Here is a 19,812-nt window from a genome sequence, read left to right as displayed (position 1 = left end):
ATTCGGTTTAAAACAGGCTCAGTAGCTGGCCGAAGACACCGGCGTTGAACGTGTCTTCTGCACGATAGCCCTCGATGGAAGCATTGTAGTTATGATACTCCGGAAGCCAATCGCGAGTCATACACCGCCCCATCATGTAATCGGTTCCGGGACCGAGAACCCGATACTGTTCGGGCGGCTCCTCCCCGCGAGCGAGATACGAATCGCGGATCTGACACCGGAGGTGGTAATCGAGGAACGTCTCGAACTGATCCCGGTCGATATCGATGACCACGTGCTCGAGGCGACCGTCGGGTTCACGGTCAGGATACGGATCGTCGCTCCGAATAAACCGTTCGTCGTCGACGCCGGCGTAGTACATTACGTGGACGCCGGAGGTCGCATCGATTTCACTGCGGTCTTCAGTGAGGTAGATGTCCAGTTTCTGCTCGCGGTACTCGTTCATCGCTACCCCGGCGGGGACCGGGTCGGGATGCGGTTGGGTGATATCGTCGTCGTACGCACCGGCTAGCTGTCGATAATACTCACCGAAATGCTGTTCGACGGCTTCGTCCGAACAACTCCCGACTGCGGTTCGGATTGCTTTCAGGCTCGCAGTGCCGAGATACCACGGCATCGTGTCGTAGTCGGTCTCTTGGGCCACGTACCACTTGGCATAATCTCGAGCCTGCCGAACCATCTCGTTGCCTTTGCTCGATCGCTTATCTGCGTTATCCGGATAGCCATCTTGTTCGTGATATACAATTTCCCAACTTCCTTTCTCAATCGTGATTTCGTGAATTACGCCAGTATTATCATCGATATCAACTCCAATTCCGTCTTCATTTTCACCAATAATCTCTCCCTTCATTGTCCTCTCACTCCAGTCGGATCGCTACCCGATCCAGTATTATCTTTTGTCTCGCTTTTTGCCTCGGATTTGAGTCCGAGGAGATCGAGTACTTTCTCGCGGTTATTGTAGATCGCTTGGAGTGCAGCACCGGAAAGCGATCCGATGAGTTGGCCGAAGGGAAGCCCGGACTCCTTGCCGGCTTCAGTCATCCCGATTTTGATGGCTTCGCTGGTCCCGGCGTCACCGACCTTCTGGAAAAGGTTCCCCTCGAGTGCGGTCGAGAGCTCCTCGACTTTGGCCCGCAATTGGTTTTGATTCTCCGCGAGCGCATAGAGGCGCTCGTCGATACCGGATGCGTCACTGATGTCGCTCAACGACAGGTCTGACTCGCCGCTCCCTCCGTATATCGTGTCTTTCACCGACGACAACGCTCCCTTCACCGATCGCTGGACGTGGACCTCGGTCTGTCCCAACCGCTGAATGCCCAACTCGCCGCCCTGCATCACCCGTTGGGCCGTTTCCTCGGCCTCGCGCTCTAACTGTGGATCCGGATCGATCTCGAGGTCGAGATCGTCCTGCGGCAGCATCGACACTGCCCCGCCAGTCTGCTGGCGCACGTGCGCTAACTCGTGGGCCAGCACGTGCTGGCCTTCCGGCGACGATGGATCGTACTCGCCGCTATTGAACGCGACGTGATTCCCGACAGTGAACGCTCGAGCGTTGATCTCATCACACGCTTGTGCGGCCTTCGGGCCGGTGTGAATCCGTACGTCGCCCAGCGAATCACCCATTCGGTCTTCCATCGCCCGTTGGATCGACGTGTCCAGTGAGCGACCGGACGAGGAGATCACGTCTCGCACCGCATCGGGAACCTGCGTCTCACCGGCTGGACCCGTATTTTGGGCAGTTGCCGTACTCCGCTGGAGCGACGTCGGATCGGTAGGTCCGGCGGCCCAACGCTCGTCGGAATCCGGACCGTTGGTTTTCGCCCAACGGACGGGCTGGACTGTTCGGTCACCCGCTGGAGCAGGTCCGCCGATGCCAGTTCCGTATCAGTCGTCCGCTGGCCTACTGCCAGACGGAGACTACTTACCACGGTTCCCATGACTGGATCGTCGCTTCACTGGACCAGTACTCGTCGTACAGCGAACAGAACTTCTGACACTGGAACCCTTCATAGGTTCCCCAACCCTGTGCCCGGAACGGAACCGGCGGTTTCACGCCCATCAGCAGAAACCGATCCCGAATCTGATAGGCCAGGTGCGAGACGATGTAGTGCTGGAACGAGTCAACAGATGCCGGATCAAACGCCATCAATTCGATTCGCACGTCGGGCTCACGATCCAGTGGCTGCTCGCCATAGTCGGTCTGTTCGGTCCCTTGCCCGTCATTGTGGAGGGTATGAATCCCCGAGACGGCCTCGATCTCGAACTCGAGATCGTCCATCTGATCGAGCGGAATATCGCCATCATCTAGTGCAGGAGAATCCGGATCGCCCTCGAAGCGTCCGAGGAATTGCTCGAGTACCGGCGGCTCGAGCTTGATCGGATCAGGCTCGAGATAGACATCCTTCTGGTAGACGATCGCGTCGTCCGGATCTGCATCCGGGAACGGCAGGTCGACGGACGAACCGTCGTAGTGTTGTTGGAGGCGCTCCTCGAGGTCGCCGAATTGCTCCTCGAATGCCGTCTCGGACAGCGTGGCGCTCCCGAGGAGTGCCGCCATCAGTCGATCGGGATTCTCCGTCGGCGGAACGGTGTCGTACCCTCGCTCGCGGTAGACGTGCCAGCGGGCGTAGCGACGAGTTTGGTCGACACGTTCGCATTCTTCGCGCGTTCGGAGTGCTGGGTTGTTCGCTATCTCGTCGCAACTGTGGTATTCGATTCCACTTGTGTTATGAACAGTAAGGTCGTGCTTTGCCCCCTTGTTATCTTCCACATAGATCTTCAGGAACCCTTCACTTTCTCCTTCGATTTTCGCATTCATTATTTCCCACCTCCTGGATAGGGATCCTCATTCTCCTCAAGCCACGTCCCTTCACGAATTTCCTGTTCGATCTGCGCCGCACGATCCTCTAGTGAGCCGTTGGTCTGCTTCCAGATGTCCCGCAGGTCGTCGAGGCTCGTAATCTCACCGCGGCGTGCCTGTGCGACAGTCTGAACACCACGCTTGTCGATATCTGCTGACGCGAGCTTCGATCCCTGGGTCGCCAAAAACAGCAGATTCGGCAGGGTGGTTCCGCCGAGAATCTTCTTGACGGTGCCCCAAGCCACGTTGTCCCAGCCGTCAGTCTCGGCGTTACCGCGCAACGCCCGTCGCTGGTCCTCTGTCAGCGCCACGTCTTCGAGGTCGGCGTCGATACTGTTCTTGAGGTCATTGACCTGGGACTTCAGATCGGCCATCGACTCCCACCGCTGAGCTAGTTCCTGGGCTACCGCATCCGGATTGGCCGACTGCTGAACTTCCTGTTTGATGTCGACCTTGGCCTGCTCGTCGTTCTTGTCGATGACTTCATTGGCGATCTCGTGGAGATGACCGATTTGGTTTCGGTTGTGTCGCTCTCGGACCTCGCTCAGCTCTCCATCCTCCAACTCCCCCTCGAACATCGCCAGCGCGTCGAACACCTTCGACTCCTCCAGTCGCTGAACGTGAACTTCAGTCTGTCCCAGCCGCTGGATTCCCAGTTCCTCACCTTCCATGACTCGCTGAGCGGTCTCCTCGGCCTCCCGCTCTAATTGCGGATCCGGATCGATCTCGAGGCCGAGATTCTCCTGGGGAAGCATCGACACCGCACCGCCGGTCTGTTGCCGGACGTGTGCGAGTTCGTGGGCTAGTACGTGTTGGCCTTCCGGCGACGACGGATCGTACTCGCCGGCATTAAACGCGACGTGATTGCCGACGGTGAACGCCCGCGCATTGATCTGGTCACACGCCTGTGCAGCCTTTGGCCCGGTATGAATCCGCACGTCACCGAGTGAATCGCCCATGCGGTCCTCGACCGCTCGCTGAATGGACGTATCCAACGAGCGACCGGGTGAGGAGATCACGTCCCGGACGGAGTCAGGGACCTGCGTGTTCCCGGCTGGACTCGAGTCGTGGGCGGCGACGGTGCTACGGCGCAGGGATCGCCCGTTTTGCAGGTCGATGTCGTCCGGTATCGACTCGTTTTCGACCCCCGTGTTCGGCTCGCGTCCCCGCGACTCCGTTGCTCGAGAGACCACCGTCACGTCGTCGGCGCGAGCGGTACTCACGTCGGGGACCGTCGCCGTCTTTGACTCGGACTCCGTCGTCGGGTTCCGCTGCGTTCGCTCTGACCGAAACCCCATTGATACGCCGGTCTATTCGCGCCGACCCATATAATTATTATGAATGAGTCATAGAAGCAACTATTGCTCCCGTAAAAACGAATTAACGAGAAACGAACCACCCCAGTTATGACCTATTCCACGACACGCCAACACCTTTTCGAGCAACTCGAGCGCATCGGGACGATCCTTGACGGCGCGGTCGCGCTCCGCGAGGACGATGTCGGTTCCGATGGTCCCCCAACCGACGCGTCGACTGCTATCACGTCCGATTCGTCGGCCCTCTCGTTGACGATCCCGCAACCATATCGTGACCACGCAACGACACACGCGGACGAGATCCGCCAACGTCGTGAGGACACGCCCGACGATGTACGCCTTCGCCTGCATGTCCTCGTCGAGCGGTTCTCGCTCTCACAATTTCACCGCGACGTGCTGTTACTGGCGCTGGCACCCGACATTGACTCGTCTTACAAACGCCGGTATCGACTGCTCTGCGACGGGGGGACCGTCGTTCGGCCGACGGTGGGTCTAATTACCGAGCTATTCGCCCATACCGACGAGCAGCGACCAGTCGCCACGGAACTCGTCGGTCCGAAGTCACCGCTTCGACGGCACGGCCTCCTGAAACTCGTCGATCCCGATGATCGCGGAACGACCGCGCTCGATCACGAACTCGTCGTCACAGATCACATTCGTTCCTATCTCGAGGGACACGACGGACTCGACCCCGCGCTCGAGCACGTGGCCAGCCTCCCGACCCCCGATCGGACGCTCGAGGACCTCCAACTCGAGCCACCACTCCACGACCGACTCGAGCGCATCGAAACCGAATCCAGCGGCCGCTACTACTGCCACGGGCCGGACGCCGACGAGCGCGAGGCGGCGATCGAGGCGCTGGCGGACGACCGGCTGCTCCGTGCCTCGCTGCCGGCCGCGCTCGAGGCCGACGCGCTCGAGCGGCTCCACCGGGAGGCGCTCCTGCAGGACTGTCCCGTCCACCTCACCGACGCCGACGCGCTCGCCGAGCGGGGCGTTGAGTACTCGCTCGAGGACGTGTTCGATCGGTTCGACGACCTCCGGGCCGACCTGTTCGTGACCGGTACCGAGGAGTGGCGACCGACGGGGACGACCGTCGGGATCGACTCGATCGTGGAGTTTCCACGCCCCTCGATCGACGCACGGCAGGCGTTCTGGGAGGGGCGAGCGGACGAGCTACCCCCGGACGTCGATCCGGCGGTGCTGGCGGGCACGTTCGAACTGACGCGGAGCCAGCTCGAGGCGGCGCTGTCGACCGCCCGATCGCTGGCGGGAGACGAGGCCCTCACCGCCGCGGACGTCTACGAGGGCTGTCGCGCCCAGTCCGCGGACGGGCTCGGCGAACTCGCCCAGCGGATCGAACCGGCAAGCGACTGGGACGACATCCAGCTCCGGGAGAAGACCGAGCGACAACTCCGGCTGATCCGCGACCACATCGCAAATCGGGGTCGCGTCTACAGCGAGTGGGGCTTCGCCGAGGAGTTCGCCCGCGGGACCGGCGTCGTCGCCCTCTTCAAGGGGAAATCGGGGACCGGGAAGACGATGGCCTCGGAGGTGCTGGCAGACGACGTCGGGATGGCCCTCTACAAGATCGACCTTTCGAGCGTCGTCTCGAAATATATCGGCGAGACCGAGGAGAACCTGGAACGGATCTTCGAAGCGGCCGACCAGTCCAACGCTATCCTGCTGTTCGACGAGGCCGACTCGATCTTCGGCGACCGAGCCGAGGTGTCCGACGCGACCGACCGGTACGCCAACGTCGAAGTCAACTACCTCCTCCAGCGGATCGAGAGCTACGACGGCGTCGTCTTGCTCACCACCAATCACGCCTCGAACATCGACTCCGCGTTCGAGCGCCGGATCGATCACACGGTAACGTTCACGCACCCGAAGCAGCCCATCCGCGAGGCGATCTGGGCGGGTGTCTTCCCCGACGACGCGCCGCTTGGCAACCTCGACTACGAGTTCCTCTCGTCGCTCGATCTCACCGGCGGCCAGATCAGGAAGATCGGCCAGACGGCTGCGATCCTCGCGGCCGGCGACGACCGGCGCATCGAAATGAGACACGTCGTCCGCGCGCTCGAGCAGGAGTTCGGCACGCGGGGACAGCGCTTGCGCTCGATCGACTTCGGCGAGTACCGTCGCCACCTCCGGAGCGTGGACGTCGACCGAGCGGGGACCGACGGGCAGTCGTCCGACGCCGACGAGGAGGCCATCGTCCGCTCACCGGAGGACGTCGTTCGCCGGTTTTTCGAACTGGTAGACGCCGGTGAGGGCGACCGTGCCCACGAACTGTATCACTCGCGGACCCTCGCCGCGGAGTTCTCGCAAAAGGAACTGGCGATGATCGCCCACGGGGACCTCTCGATCGCCGGCGAAATCGACCGCATCCGAGACGATCACGACCGCGTCGTCCTCGAGTTCGACCGCGAACTGAACGGCAATCGAACGCCGCAGTCCTACGAACTGCGCCCGGAAGACGACCGCTGGCGAATCTTCAACGTCGAGCGCGGACGCGGGAACGATGTCGTTGTGGACCAGTGAGAGAGACCTGGTATCGTTCCGACTTTCGTCGCGAGGCGAGGCGTCGGAGCCGTCGGCCGATCCCGCCGTGCATGCATTCGCGACCGGACCTGTTTTCTCCCTCCTACCCGAGGGTAGGGGTATGCAGGCATCCATCGACGCGGTTCGGGTCGCAGGGACCCCCGAGGGACCGGTCCCGGTCGTCGTCCTTACCGTCGAGGGCGAAGACGACGTCGTCCCGATCTTCATTGGGTTCAGCGAGGCGACCAGCATCGCCCGTGGGCTCGAGGCCGAGGATATCGGACGGCCGCTGACCCACGACCTCCTGTTAGACGTTATGGAGGAACTGGGCAGCAGAATCGACCGCGTCGTCGTCACCGAGATCGAACAACGCGAGAACGGGCAGGGCGGGACCTACATCGCCGACCTTCACCTCGAGACGCCACGGGGGGAGACAGTCGTCGATGCCCGGCCGAGCGACTCGCTTGCGCTTGCGGCCCGGACCGAGGCCGGGATCGAAATCACCGAGGACGTGTTCGCGGACAGCCGAGACGACAGGGAGAAGTTCGCCGACCTCGAAGACATCCGTAACGTGTCGGGTGAGATGTAGATGGAGGAGACGATCGAGGAGCTGTTCGCCGTGATCGAGGACCGGAAAGAGACCCTGCCCGAGGACTCCTACACCGCCTCGCTGTTCACCCACGAGAAAGGCGAGAACGCAGTCCTGGAGAAACTCGGCGAGGAGACGACCGAACTCGTGTTGGCCGCGAAAGACGACGACCGCGAGGAGATCGCCCACGAGAGCGCCGATATCGTCTATCATCTGCTGGTCCTGCTGGCGATGAAAGACGTCGAGCTTGCGGATCTCGAGGCCGAACTCGAGGCGCGGCGCTGAGCCCGCGACCGCGCCATCGCCGGTTACTTGCATTCGCCGAACACAGCTTCATTCTCCTGTCCGGTGTCCGTTCGATCGATGGCGCTCCAACAACTACAGAACGCGCACTCGGACGACCAGATGCAGGAATGTATCGACAACTGCCTCGAGGCCGCGCAGGTCTGTGAGTGGTGTGCCGACGCCTGTGCGGGCGAGGGCGAGGACATGGCCCGCTGTATCCGACTCTGTCGGGACGTGGCCGATATCGCCTCGCTTCACGCACGCTTTATGGCCCGCAACTCCGGCTACCACGGGGAGCTTGGCGAGATCTGTGCGGACCTCTGCGAGGAGTGTGCCGAGGAGTGCGAACAGCACGACCACGACCACTGTCAGGCCTGTGCGGAGGTCCTGCCGAAGTGTGCCGAGAGCTGCCGGGAGATGGCCGCCTGAGGGGGACTCGAGACGGCTTTTTTATCAGTCGCTGACCGCCGCGCCAACGATCCCCGCGATCGCGCTCTCGATGGCCATCACGAGCGAGACGGCGACGGCGAGCGCGACGATCCCGATCCCGGCGGCCCCCGAGATCGCGCCGCCGACGGGACCGAGCGCCAGCCCGGCCAGACCGACGGCGACCCCGATCAACAGGCCGCCGATGATTCCGCCCAGCGAGCCGGCGAGCAGACCGTGCCAGAAGCCACGTCCTAGCCCGCCGCCGGCCATGTAGCCGGCGACGAACCCGCCGGCCAGCCCCGCGACGATCTGGCCGATCCCGGGGACCACGAGGCCGACGATTCCCACCACCGTCACGACGACGAAGCCGACGAACACCGCGCGCCAATCTGTCATGGCTCCCCGTAGGCAGGCGGCAGGGATAAGCTGACGGCGGCCAACGGACGCCCTTTTATGGTCGCGGCTCCTACTGCTGCCCATGATTTTCGAAGACCTTCCGACGACGCCCACGTCGGAAGAGTTGATCGACAAGGCGTTCTCGCGGGCGGCGCGGGCCGGCAAGGCCAAGGGCGGCCTCGAGGCCCAGCAGTCGATGCTCCAGACGGCGGCGAACATCATCTCGGACAACTTAGAGAACGTGGTGACGGCGTGGCCGGACTTCGAGTACGACGCCCACCCGTTCTACTACGAGCTGGCGGACGCGATCGTCGACGTCGACCGGCTCCGACAGGCGCTATCGGAAGTGATGTGGGCCAGCCGGAAGGCCCGCGAGATCCACGAGGAGTACCAGCCACGCCTGCGCAAGACCGACGTGGACACTGCGCGCAAGCACCGGAAACAGGCCTTCGCCCGACTCGCCGACATCGTCGAACAGGTCGAGGACCACCTGCTCTACATCAACGAGTCGCGCAACGACCTGCGGGACCTGCCCGAGATCAACCCCGACGAGCCGACGATCGTCGTCGCCGGTTACCCCAACGTCGGCAAGTCCTCGTTCGTCAACGACGTTACCAGCGCCCGCGGCGAGACCGCCTCCTACCCGTTCACGACGAAGGGGATCGGCGTCGGTCACTTCGAACGGGACCACATCCGCTACCAGATCGTCGACACGCCCGGGCTGCTCGACCGGCCGCCGGAGGAGCGCAACGAGATCGAATCGCAGGCGGTCAGCGCCATCGAACACCTCGCTGACTGTATGCTCGTCATGCTCGATCCCTCGGGGGAGTGTGGCTACCCGATCGGCTCACAGCTCGAGCTACGGGACGCGATCGCGGCCCGGTTCGAGGAGATCCCCGTCCTCACGGTCGCGAACAAGATCGATCGGAAGGAAGTCTGGAACGAGTCGCTCGAGGCCCTCGACGCCGACTACACCATGAGCGTCGAAACCGGCGACGACGTCGAGACAGTACTCGACGCAGCCGTCGCGGCGATCGACTACGAGCCCGAACTGCCGTTCGACGGGTAACGCGGGGACCGATCTTCGACTGCACGTCCCTCGACTCGGTGAACCGTGAGCGAACGGCTCGCTCGAGAACGGACCCGTCGTGACGACGGTCGCGGCGTCGCCGCGGACCCCGGTCACGAGCAGCCGGGTTCGTCGGGCGACCACTCGCAGGCGTCGCCCACCGTCAGGTCGTTCTCCTCGATGTGTGCCGAGAGACAGGCGTAGTTACAGAAGTGAGTCGGCGAGCCGCAGTCGTCGGTGCAGTCGCGGACGCAGATCGGATCGTGATCGAAGATCCGCGAGCCACAGTAGGCACACTCCTCGTTCGCGTCCGGCGTCGTGACGGTCGTGGGCATATTCGCGCTACGAGGGCGAGTACCGAAAGGGTTTCCAGCACTCGAACTCGCCAGCGGTTCCCGCCTCGCCGCCCGTCAGCCGGTGCCCCGTTCGGTGACTTCGACGTACCTGACTTCGACGGCGACCGAGCCGTCGGCGTGGTCGTTGATCCGCTCGTGGAGGGTATCGGCCAGTGCGGGCGCGGACTCGCCAGGTGGCCCGCCGATGGTGACGATCACCCGTTCTGGATTCCGGAACGGGTAATTATCGTCCATCACGACTTCGAACTCGAGCAGCTGATAGTCCTCGTATTGCTCCTGGGAGAGGACTCCCTCGACCTCGTCGCGGGCGTCCTGTTCGAAGTTCCCCGACTCGTAGGAGGCGTAGGTGATGCCGCCGAGAAAGACTGCGAAGACGAGGACGACGACGACGAGCCCGGCGATCCGCTTACGGAGGCGCTGTTCGGTCTCGCCGAGCGAGAACAGGTTTTCCGGACGGTAGCCAGCATACCACAGCGTCACCAGCCCGGCGAGATTGACCGACAGCAGATTGACCAACACCAGCACCGTCGCACCGATCGCCGATGTCGGCTGACCCCACGCGATAGCGATGCCCGCGACGCCGGCCGGCGGGATCAACGCCGCCGCGATCATGACGCCGACGAGGGCGACCGCAGTCCCCGTCGCGATGCTGACGACCCCCGCGACACCGGCCCCGAGCGCGATCGCCAGCGACAGCAGATCCGGCGCGAGCCGCTCGGAGATCTCCCCGACGCTCGAGAGGACGAGGTCCGGCGGGACGATGTTCAGCGACCGGACGACCAACGCGAAGATCGCCGCGGCCACGATCGCGACGACGACGCCGATGAACTGGTAGGTGACGCTCTCGACGAACATGTCCTCGTCGTCGATTACCGTCCCGACGCTCGCGCCGAGCGCCGGCCCGATTAGGGGGGCGATCACCATCGAGCCGACGACGACCGCCGGCGAATCGAGCAAGAGCCCGGCGGTCGCGACGACGGCACTGATGACCGTCATCACCACGTAGACGGGAAAACTCGGCGTCAGATCGTCGGCTTCGGCCTGCAGTTCCTGCCGGGAGATGCGGTCCGAACCGACATCGCCGTTCTCGTACTCGTCGCGTAGCGCCTGAAACCGCCGCGAGACGACCGTCTCGGCGTCGACGACGACGGTGTAGGCGTCCTCCTCGATCCCCGCATCCTGAATCTCGTCCAACACCGGCTCGACGGCCGCGTCCGGCAGCGGGAAGTACATGACTCCCGTATACGACCGGCTGCTGGTCTCGTCGGTCACGACGTAGTCGATCCCCCGATCGTCGAGGATCGAGAGGATCGTCTCCCGCTTGCCCGTCGGGATCGTCAACTGTACGAGCCGCACGGGAGGCTCTGACGAACCCCGGGCCCATAACTCCGGGGCATTCCGCCCCATCCCGTCGGTCGGATCGACTCGAGCGACGGCCAGATCACCGCAAAAGGTTATTGTAGGACAGCCAACAATCCCCGGTATGAAGCGCCGGATGGCCCTCCCGCTGGGCATCGTCATGCTCGGGCTTGTCAGTGCATACGTTGCCGCGTTCGGTCCGCGCGTGTTCACCGGACCGCTCGCCGGGGCCCTCCTGGCCGGCTTCGTCCTCTCGGCGGTTCTCATGATCGTCGGCGGTCTCGTCGACTCAATACCGGTCGGCGACCGAACCCTCTCGTGGAACGCCGTCGTCGGCGTCGGCGACGTCCTCCTCGCGGCCGTCGTCACGCTGTCGGCGGTCCGGTCCGCCCTCGTCGACGGCGACACGGCGTCGTGGGTCTTCGCCGCGGCGATGCTGGCCGGCGGCACGTCGATGGCCTGGTTCGGCGTCCAGACCGCCCGCGACAGTCGCCACGTCGACCTCGAGGCGACGCCCTCGAGTCGCCGACTCGTCGCGATCGCCGCCCTCGTCGCCGTCTCGTTCGGCATCGGGGCGTTCGTTGCGACGAGCGTGTAGTCTCGACCATTACGCCTCGGACGGGTCCCGAGAGTGGCCGGGCCCAGTTACAACGCCTATAAACGTCACACCGGCCTACGGATGGCCATGATCGAGTTCGATACGCGACCGAACCGGGACGCCGAGGTGGCCCTCGTCGGTCGTTCGAACGTGGGCAAGTCCACGCTCATGCGCGAACTGACCGGCCACAGCTTCGACACCGGCGGCAAACCCGGCGTCACCCGCTCGCCCAACCACTACGACTGGGCCCCCGAGGACTTCGTCATCACCGACCTCCCCGGCTTCGGCTTCATGAGCGGCGTCGACGAGGACCTCCGCGAGGAGATCAAGACCGAGATCGTCCACTACTTAGAGGACTACGCCGACAACATCCTCGTCGCCGTCCTCGTCGTCGACGGCAAAAGCGTCATCGACATCATCGACCGCCACTCCGGCCCCGACGAGATCCCCTACGACGTCGAGATGTTTCACTTCCTGCGCGATCTCGATATCCCCACCGTCGTCGCCGTCAACAAGATGGACAAGGTCGACGACGAGGACGAGCGCCTCGACGCGCTCTGTGATCGGCTCGGCCTCTACCCGCCGTGGAAACAGTGGCAAGACACCATCGCCCCCATCAGTGCCAAAAAGGGCCAACTCGAGCCGCTCAACGACGCCGTCCGGAACCAGCTCCACGAGCAACAGCGGGACGACCTGTTCAAGTTTTTCTAACGAAATTTTGCTCTGCGGGCGCGCCGAAGCCGCGCCCTCGGCAAAATTTCGATCAAAAGCACTCCTCCTTCCGTTCGTTCCTTTCAGTCACTCAAATCAGTCGTCGGCCCGCTCGCTCACCCTTCGGGTTCGCTCACGGTGGGTATCGGGTAAGCGCCTGCCCTCCCCCGGATCACGCGACTCTCGCAGTCGCTCGAGCCGCGCTCTCGGCCATCGACCTCGTAATCGCGATCAGACCACGCGGTTGTGGAACGCCTCGCCGGTCTCGAGCCGATCGACGTTCTCGCGGACGATATCGCCGATGTCCCGGAAGTAGTCGCGGGTATAGGCCGCACAGTGGGGTGAGATGATCACCTCGTCCATCCCCCACAGCGGCGACGACTCGGGCAGCGGCTCCTCCTCGAAGACGTCCAGCGCTGCGCCGGCGAGGGCATCTGCCTCGAGCGCGTCGATCAGCGCCGGTTCGTCGACGACCGACCCGCGGGCCACGTTCACGAAATAGGCGTCGTCGCGCATAGCGTCGAACGCCGCGGCATCGAAGAGGTGGTGCGTCTCGTCGGTCAGCGGGACGGTGACGATCACGAACTCGACGTCCGCGATCGCCTCGAGCAGCCGGTCGTTGGCGTAGACCTCGTCGAAGCCGGGGACCGGATCGCCCGAGCGCCGGACCCCCCGCAGGTCCACGCCGAGCGCTCCCAGCGTCTCCGCGACGCCCTTCCCGAGGGTGCCGGTCCCGACGACGCAGGCCGTCGAACCCGGCAGGGTAAACGCCGCGTCCCACTCGGGGCGGTCCCAGCGCCGCTCCCGCTGGTTCGCGACGTGATCGTGCAACCGGCGGGCGAACATGAGCAGATAGCCCGCGACCGTCTCGCCGACCGTCCGGTCGTGGATCCCCGTGCTGTTGGTCAGGACTACGCCCGCATCCTCGAAGGCGTCGAACGGGAACCGATCGACCCCCGCCTGGATCGAGTGAACCCAGTCGACCTCGAGGACGGCCTCGCGATACTCGAGGGTGACGACCGCGTCGCAGGCGGTGATCCCGTCGTCGCCGATCACCGACACCGCGACCGGCAGGTCGGCGAGGTAGTCGACCAGTTCCACCGGGGGAAATACGTCGCCGACGGACTCGTGGATCCCGAGTCGCTCGAGTTCGAACTTCATGGGCGTCGCTACGTGAGAATCGGGGTTGAACGTTTGGCACCCGGAAGGCGGTTCGGAACGAATGAGTGGCGGCTCGGGGAAAAACCCTCGTCACAAGGGGCTCGGAGGGGGTAACTCTTCGTCACGGCCGCCGGTTGGCATTACTCCACCGAGTGGTTTCGGTCTGTCGTTTCCCGCTCCGTCGACGCCCCGTCGTCGCGCCAGGTCTCGAGATCGCGTAGTTCGTCCGCGACGGTCTCGATTTCGGCGGGCTCGAGTACCCCGCGCTCGGTCACCACCTCGGTCACGCAGTCGGCCGGCGTCACGTCGAAGGTCGGGTTCAGGGCGTCGATCGGGGCGTCGCCGTCGTACACGGCCGAGCGGTCGCCGGACTCGAGGTTGACGGCCTCGCTGGTCGAGACCTTGGCCGTGGCGGCGACGACCGACACCGGGACCCCCTCGCGAGCGGCGGCGACCGCGAGCGTGCGGGTCCCGGTCTTGTTCACCACCGAGCCGTCGGGGAGGACGGTGTCGGCACCGACGACGACCCGGTCGACGTCTTCACGCGCGAGGACGGCCGCGACGGCCGCGTCGGTATGGACCGTCACGGTGCAATCGGTCGTCGCCGCCAACCGTTCGGCGACGTCGATCCCCTCGCGGGCGGGGCGGGACTCCGCGACGAAGATCCGGGATGGATCGCCCGTCTCGAGCGCTTCGAGGACGGTCCCCGACCGCGAGAGGGTCGCGACGCTCCCGGCGAGCCGGTCGGCGGCGTTCGCCGCGGCCTCGGTGTCGGCCGCGAGGGCGCGCTCGATCGTCGACAGCGCCGACTCGAGGACGGCGGGCGCGCCCCAGTCGTCGCCGTCGGCCCCGGCAGCGCCGGCCATCGCCCGGTTGACCCGGTTCCGGAGGACGGCCATCGACGGGCGGGCTTCGAGCAGTCGGCCGGCGAGTTCGGCGAGTTCGTCCCGCTCGCCCGCGGGATCCGCTCCGGATTCCTCGCGCTCCGCGACGAGCAGCCCCGCGCGATCGCGCAGCACCTCGAGCGCGCGTAGCGAGAGGGCAGCGGCCCCGTGTTCGTCGTCGGCCGCGATCGACCGGACCGTCGGTGCGACCCGCTCGTAGGCGGCCCACAGTTTCGGGACCGTCTCGCGGTCGTCCTCGAGGATCGCAGTCGCCGGGACCCACTCGGCGGTGTCGTGTTCCTCGCTCAACTCGACCTCGCGGGTGTCACAGTCGAACAGGTACGGATGGACGACCCACTCGCGCTCGAGATCGGAATCCTCGAACTTGACCGGCCGTCCGGACCGAACGAACGAGACCGTCTCGCCGGGCTCGAGGCCGGTCTCCTCGCGGATCTCCGTGCGGACCTGTTCGTCGGGGTCACCCTCCGCGAACCCGGAGACGCCGCCCCACTGGCCCCGGTAGGTGCCGACGGCATCGCTGCGGCGCAAGCAAAGAACGTCACTCCGATGGCGGAGGAACGCGGTGACGACGTGAGCCGAATCGCCGCTCGTGGTGTCGGTGTCCGGGCACATACGATGGCCCACGACGACCGGGAACGTGTCGCTTTCGAACGCGACGTTGGGAACGACGAGGCATACGACCCGAAACCGGCCGTCAGCGAGCGAGACGGACGCCCCTTCGTCGTCCGCTGACGAACGCTTTTCCAGACTGCCGACGAACGCACGGCCATGACACGTATCGCGATCGTTTCCGACACCCACGTACCCACTCGAGAGCCGGCGCTTCCCGCGTGGGTCGTCACCGAGATAGCGGCCGCCGACCACACCATCCATGCCGGCGATTTCGAGTCGTTCGGGGCCTACGAGCGGATCGTCGACCGCACGGATGGCGAGCTGACTGCCGTGCTGGGAAACGTGGATCCGGCGACGCTCGACGTGCCGAAGACGGCCACGCTCGAGGTCGACGGCGTGCGGTTCGTCGTCACTCACGGCGACGGATCGTCGGGTAGCTGGCGGGAGCGAGTCGTCGAAACGGCCCGCGAGAACGCGGACGCGACGGCCGACACGAACCTCGTCGCCGTCGCCGGTCACACCCACGCGGTGGTCGACGAGACCGTCGCGTTCGACGAGGGCCGCGCAGCCGGTCGCGTCCGGGTACTCAATCCGGGAAGCGCCACGGGCGCTGCGCCCACGACTCGCGAGACGATGTTCGTCGCCACCGTGACCGACGGCACTCTCACGGTCGAGCGTCGAACCGAATAAGCCCGACCCGGGGAACGAAAGCGCGGATCTCGACCGGGAGACGGCGGAGTATAAACCGACGGCAGCACAATCCGACGCGTATCGATGGGATCTCCCGAACGAACGGCCGCCGATTCCGGACCGAACACCCGAATCGGCGTCGACGTCGGCGGCACCTTCACCGACGTGGCGCTCTCGCTCGACGACCGGCTCGTCACCGCCAAAGTGCCCTCGACCGACCCCCAGCACGTCGGCGTCCTCGAGGGGATCGAGAAGGCCTGCGACGACGCCGGCATCGAGCCCGGCGAGATCGACGGCTTCGCCCACGCGATGACCGTCTCGGTCAACGCCCTCCTCGAGCGCGGCGGCGCGGAGACGGCGCTCGTGACCACCGAGGGGTTCCGTGACGTCCTCGAGATCGGCCGGCAGGACCGGCCCGATCTGTACGATCTCGAGGCCGAAAAGCCGGAGCCGCTGGTGCCCCGCGACCGGCGGTTCGAGATCGACGAACGGACGACCGCCGATGGGGTCGAGCGACCGGTCGACGCGAGCGAGGTCCGCGAGCTGGCAGCGACGCTGCGCGAGCGCAACGTCGAGGCGGTCGCAGTCGCACTGTTGCACGCCTACGCGGATCCCGAAAACGAGCGGGTGGTCGCCGAGACGCTGCGCGAGGAACTTGCCGTGCCGGTTTCGGCGTCCCACGAAGTACTCGCGGAGTTTCGCGAGTTCGAGCGGACGTCGACGACCGCGGTCGACGCCTACGTCCGCCCGGCGATCGATACCTACGTCGGCCAGCTGGTCGACGAGGCCGGCGACGCCGGCATCCCCGCACCGCGGATCATGCAGGCCAACGGTGGGATCGCCGATCCCGAAACCGTGTGCGAACATGCCGTCACGACGACGCTATCAGGCCCCGCCGCCGGCGTCGTCGGTGCCGCGGCGACCGTCGACGACGACGACGTCGAGGGGCTCGTGACCTTCGACATGGGCGGCACCTCGAGCGACGTGAGCCTCGTCCGGGACGGTCGGGCAGAACGGACGACCGATGCCGAAATCGACGGACTGCCGATCCGGACGCCGATGGTCGACGTCAACACCGTCGGCGCGGGCGGCGGCTCGATCGCGTGGATCGATTCGGGCGGCGCGCTCCGTGTCGGCCCGGAATCGTCGGGCTCCCGGCCCGGCCCCGCCTGCTACGGCCGTGGCGGGACTGAACCGACCGTCACGGACGCCAACGTCGTACTGGGTTACATCGGCCCCGAGACCGCACTGGGCGGCGAGATGACCCTCGACGTCGAGGCAGCCCGCGATGCGCTCGGCCGACTGGCCGACGAAGCGGGCCTCGAGGGACCCCTCGAGGCGGCACAGGGCGTCTACCGGGTGGCGAACGCGACGATGACGCGGACGATCCGCTCGGTGACCGTCGAGCGCGGCCACGACCCCCGCGAGTTCGCGCTCGTGGCCTTCGGTGGTGCGGGACCGATGCACGCCGCGGCACTGGCCGATTCGCTGTCGGTCGACCGCGTCGTCGTTCCGCGACCGGGCGGGGTGCTGTCGGCCTTTGGCCTGCTCGCGGCCGACGAAAGTTACGACGCCGTACGAACGGTCGGCGTCGACCTCGAGGGCGCGGACCCGACGACGCTCGAGGCCGTCTACGACGACCTCGTGGCCGACGTCCTCGCGGACGCGTCCGATCGGGACGCGGCACGAGTCGAGCGGGCCGCCGACTGCCGGTATGCGGGCCAGAGCTTCGAGTTGACGGTCCCCGTCGGCGAGACGTTCGACGCGGCGGCGGTCGCAGACCGCTTCCACGAGGCTCACGAGCGGACCTACGGCTACGCGATGGACGAATCGATCGAGGTCGTCAACCTCCGTACGACGGCAACGATTCCGGGGACCGAACCGGGGCTCAGCCACGAGGGCAGCGGTGCTGCCGTCGCCGGCACCCGAGAGGCACACTTCCCCGAGGCCGGCGCACGCGAGACGACGGTGTACGACTGGGAGCGACTCGAGACCGGCGCGTCGGTCCCGGGGCCGGCGGTACTCGAGCAGGCGGAGAGTACGACGGTCGTCCCCCCGAACTGGGACGGCGAGATCCTCGCCGACGGAACGCTCGTCATGACAAGCGGAGGTGAGTCGCGATGACGGACGCGAGCGGGGGTATCGATCCGGTGACCCTCGAGATCCTGCGTAACCAACTCGAGAGCGTCGCCGAGGAGATGGGCCAGACGCTGATCCGGGGCGCGTACTCGCCGAACATCAAGGAACGGCGGGACTGCTCGACGGCGCTGTTCGACGCCGATGGGCGGATGGTCGCACAGGCCGAACACATCCCGGTCCATCTGGGCGCGATGCCGGCCGCCGTCGCGGCCGTCCGCGAGCGCGACCCACAGCCCGGGGACGTGTTCGTCCTCAACGACCCCTTCACCGGCGGCACACATCTGCCGGACGTGACGATGGTCTCGCCGATCGCCCCCGATCGGAACGGTGCCGAGAGCGAAGACGGGGACGGTGAGATCGTCGGTTACGCGGTGTCGCGAGCCCACCACGCCGACGTGGGCGGGATGACCCCCGGCAGCATGCCCGCCGGCGCGGAGGAGATCTACCAGGAGGGGCTCCGGCTCCCGCCGACCCGGCTCGTCGCGGGCGGCGAGCCCCGGACGGAGGTCCGGTCGCTCGTCCTCGCGAACGTCCGCAACCCCGACGAGCGCCGGGCGGACCTGCGCGCCCAGCAGGCCGCCAACGAACGCGCGGAGAAGCGACTCGCCGACCTCTTCGACGACCACGGCCGCGAAACGGTCCTCGCGGGGTTCGACGCCGTGATCGACTACTCGCGCGAGCGGCTCACCGACGAGATCGCAGCCCTGCCCGACGGGACCTACGAGGCAACCGACGTCCTCGAGGGCGACGGCGTGACCGACGAGGACGTCGAAATCGCGGTCGCGGTGACGATCGACGGCGAGTCGATCGACGTCGACTTCTCGGGAACGGCCGCGCAGGTCGCGGGCAACCTCAACGCACCGCTGACGGTCGCGACGAGTGCCGTCTATTTTGTGGTGCGCTGTCTCACCGACCCCGAGATTCCGCCGAACCACGGCTGTTACGAGCCGGTGCGCGTCAGCGCGCCCGAGGGATCGCTATTGAATCCGAACGCGCCCGCCGCCGTGGTCGGCGGCAACGTCGAGACCAGCCAGCGGGTCACCGACGTGGTCTTCACCGCACTGGCCGAGGCCGCCCCCGATCGCGTCCCCGCGCAGGGACAGGGCACGATGAACAACCTCACCATCGGCGCGCGGGACGGCTCCTTCGCCTACTACGAGACGATCGGCGGCGGCTTCGGTGCGCGCGCCGAGCGCGACGGCATGGACGGCGTCCAGGTCGGCATGACCAACACGCTCAACACGCCCGTCGAGTCCCTCGAGACGGAGTACCCGCTGCGGGTCGAGCGCTACGCGCTCCGTGAGGGCAGCGGCGGTCGCGGCCGCCATCGGGGCGGCGAGGGCCTCGAGCGTTCGGTGACCGTCGAAACGCCGGCGACGGTGTCGCTGCTGACCGAGCGCCGCCGCCACGCGCCGAAGGGCGTCGCGGGCGGCGAGGACGGCGCGACCGGCGAGAACCTGATCGATGGCGAAGCGGTGCCCGCGAAGACGACGGTCGACGTCGACGCCGGGACGACTGTCACCGTACGGACGCCCGGCGGCGGCGGGCACGGCGACCCCGAGGAGCGCGAGGAGTAGGGGTTCGAGTATCGTACGCCTCCAAGTGGCCGAAAGCGGTCGGGGAGTCGAACGGCAGCCCGACCGCTGTCAACGCGTTCGCGAACGCAGGAGATTCCGAGAGAGGTCAAGCGGACGACCGGTTCGCGTCGGAACTGCGCTTCAGAGCGTCCCGTCCCAACTTTATCGCATATGCACCGACTACGATAGAGAGAAGAGCATATACCGCTGGTAATT

The 19,812-nt window shown here is 65.8% G+C and carries 18 protein-coding genes and 1 pseudogene; 10 read left to right on the top strand and 9 right to left on the bottom strand.

Annotation, left to right across the window (positions count from 1 at the left end; all coding sequences use genetic code 11):
* Positions 1-7: 7 nt before the first annotated feature.
* The 4 genes and pseudogenes from ACERIM_RS04365 to ACERIM_RS04350 all read right to left on the bottom strand — a co-directional run bounded on the left by ACERIM_RS04365 (position 8) and on the right by ACERIM_RS04350 (position 3,954).
* The gene (locus ACERIM_RS04365) at positions 8-850 is read right to left on the bottom strand and encodes a hypothetical protein (RefSeq protein ID WP_373631449.1); all 843 of its coding nucleotides are present in this window, start codon (positions 848-850) and stop codon (positions 8-10) included.
* Positions 847-1,761: pseudogene (locus ACERIM_RS04360) on the bottom strand (DUF4157 domain-containing protein); the annotation flags it as partial. The gene ACERIM_RS04365 and the pseudogene ACERIM_RS04360, both read right to left, overlap by 4 nt.
* 160 nt (positions 1,762-1,921) lie before the next feature.
* A complete protein-coding gene (locus tag ACERIM_RS04355; protein ID WP_373631447.1) occupies positions 1,922-2,818 on the bottom strand; it encodes a hypothetical protein in 897 nt (298 codons plus the stop codon).
* Positions 2,818-3,954, bottom strand: a complete 1,137-nt coding sequence (locus ACERIM_RS04350) for a DUF4157 domain-containing protein (RefSeq protein WP_373632005.1) — start codon at positions 3,952-3,954, stop codon at positions 2,818-2,820. Before ACERIM_RS04350 ends, ACERIM_RS04355 begins: the two co-directional genes overlap by 1 nt.
* Before the next feature lie 312 nt (positions 3,955-4,266).
* Here ACERIM_RS04350 and ACERIM_RS04345 point away from each other — a divergent pair, with 312 nt between their 5' ends.
* The 4 genes from ACERIM_RS04345 (at position 4,267) to ACERIM_RS04330 (ending at position 8,023) form a co-directional block, all read left to right on the top strand.
* A complete protein-coding gene (locus tag ACERIM_RS04345; RefSeq protein ID WP_373631446.1) occupies positions 4,267-6,720 on the top strand; it encodes an ATP-binding protein in 2,454 nt (817 codons plus the stop codon).
* A gap of 121 nt (positions 6,721-6,841) precedes the next feature.
* Positions 6,842-7,309: a bifunctional nuclease family protein gene (locus ACERIM_RS04340; RefSeq protein WP_373631444.1), complete on the top strand. Its 468-nt coding sequence runs from the start codon at positions 6,842-6,844 to the stop codon at positions 7,307-7,309.
* On the top strand, positions 7,310-7,594 hold the full coding sequence (gene hisE / locus ACERIM_RS04335; RefSeq protein ID WP_373631443.1) for a phosphoribosyl-ATP diphosphatase: 285 nt from the start codon (positions 7,310-7,312) through the stop codon (positions 7,592-7,594).
* Between the two features lie 78 nt (positions 7,595-7,672).
* Positions 7,673-8,023, top strand: a complete 351-nt coding sequence (locus ACERIM_RS04330) for a four-helix bundle copper-binding protein (RefSeq protein ID WP_373631442.1) — start codon at positions 7,673-7,675, stop codon at positions 8,021-8,023.
* A gap of 24 nt (positions 8,024-8,047) precedes the next feature.
* Here the strand turns inward: ACERIM_RS04330 and ACERIM_RS04325 are convergent, their stop codons facing one another.
* On the bottom strand, positions 8,048-8,419 hold the full coding sequence (locus ACERIM_RS04325) for a DUF5518 domain-containing protein (protein ID WP_373631441.1): 372 nt from the start codon (positions 8,417-8,419) through the stop codon (positions 8,048-8,050).
* Positions 8,420-8,501: 82 nt separating this feature from the next.
* On the opposite strand from ACERIM_RS04325, the gene ACERIM_RS04320 reads away from it, so the two are divergent.
* A complete protein-coding gene (locus ACERIM_RS04320; protein WP_006648089.1) occupies positions 8,502-9,488 on the top strand; it encodes a GTPase in 987 nt (328 codons plus the stop codon).
* Between the two features lie 113 nt (positions 9,489-9,601).
* Here the strand turns inward: ACERIM_RS04320 and ACERIM_RS04315 are convergent, their stop codons facing one another.
* Positions 9,602-9,823, bottom strand: a complete 222-nt coding sequence (locus ACERIM_RS04315) for a hypothetical protein (protein ID WP_373631440.1) — start codon at positions 9,821-9,823, stop codon at positions 9,602-9,604.
* 75 nt (positions 9,824-9,898) lie between these two features.
* Positions 9,899-11,200 carry a TIGR00341 family protein gene (locus tag ACERIM_RS04310; RefSeq protein ID WP_373631439.1) on the bottom strand — a complete coding sequence of 434 codons (1,302 nt, stop codon included), beginning with the start codon at positions 11,198-11,200 and terminating at the stop codon, positions 9,899-9,901.
* 127 nt (positions 11,201-11,327) lie between these two features.
* Here ACERIM_RS04310 and ACERIM_RS04305 point away from each other — a divergent pair, with 127 nt between their 5' ends.
* Both ACERIM_RS04305 and engB read left to right on the top strand, forming a co-directional pair.
* On the top strand, positions 11,328-11,801 hold the full coding sequence (locus ACERIM_RS04305; RefSeq protein WP_373631438.1) for a hypothetical protein: 474 nt from the start codon (positions 11,328-11,330) through the stop codon (positions 11,799-11,801).
* 87 nt (positions 11,802-11,888) lie between these two features.
* Positions 11,889-12,512, top strand: coding sequence for a GTP-binding protein EngB (gene engB / locus ACERIM_RS04300; RefSeq protein ID WP_049966877.1), 624 nt, complete (start codon positions 11,889-11,891; stop codon positions 12,510-12,512).
* 231 nt (positions 12,513-12,743) lie between these two features.
* Here the strand turns inward: engB and ddh are convergent, their stop codons facing one another.
* Positions 12,744-13,673 carry a D-2-hydroxyacid dehydrogenase gene (gene ddh / locus ACERIM_RS04295; protein ID WP_373631436.1) on the bottom strand — a complete coding sequence of 310 codons (930 nt, stop codon included), beginning with the start codon at positions 13,671-13,673 and terminating at the stop codon, positions 12,744-12,746.
* A gap of 140 nt (positions 13,674-13,813) precedes the next feature.
* A complete protein-coding gene (locus tag ACERIM_RS04290) occupies positions 13,814-15,190 on the bottom strand; it encodes an NUDIX domain-containing protein (RefSeq protein WP_373631435.1) in 1,377 nt (458 codons plus the stop codon).
* Between the two features lie 156 nt (positions 15,191-15,346).
* On the opposite strand from ACERIM_RS04290, the gene ACERIM_RS04285 reads away from it, so the two are divergent.
* The 3 genes from ACERIM_RS04285 (at position 15,347) to ACERIM_RS04275 (ending at position 19,596) form a co-directional block, all read left to right on the top strand.
* Positions 15,347-15,880: a metallophosphoesterase family protein gene (locus tag ACERIM_RS04285; protein WP_373631434.1), complete on the top strand. Its 534-nt coding sequence runs from the start codon at positions 15,347-15,349 to the stop codon at positions 15,878-15,880.
* 84 nt (positions 15,881-15,964) lie between these two features.
* On the top strand, positions 15,965-18,004 hold the full coding sequence (locus ACERIM_RS04280; RefSeq protein ID WP_373631432.1) for a hydantoinase/oxoprolinase family protein: 2,040 nt from the start codon (positions 15,965-15,967) through the stop codon (positions 18,002-18,004).
* The gene (locus ACERIM_RS04275; protein WP_373631431.1) at positions 18,001-19,596 is read left to right on the top strand and encodes a hydantoinase B/oxoprolinase family protein; all 1,596 of its coding nucleotides are present in this window, start codon (positions 18,001-18,003) and stop codon (positions 19,594-19,596) included. The genes ACERIM_RS04280 and ACERIM_RS04275 overlap by 4 nt, the downstream gene beginning before the upstream one ends.
* Positions 19,597-19,812: the final 216 nt, after the last annotated feature.

It is taken from the genome of Natrinema sp. H-ect1 (assembly GCF_041821105.1).
Taxonomy (GTDB): domain Archaea; phylum Halobacteriota; class Halobacteria; order Halobacteriales; family Natrialbaceae; genus Natrinema; species Natrinema thermotolerans.
The sequence above is the reverse complement of the archived record's forward strand: the minus strand, read 5'-3'. Positions and strand labels throughout refer to the sequence as shown.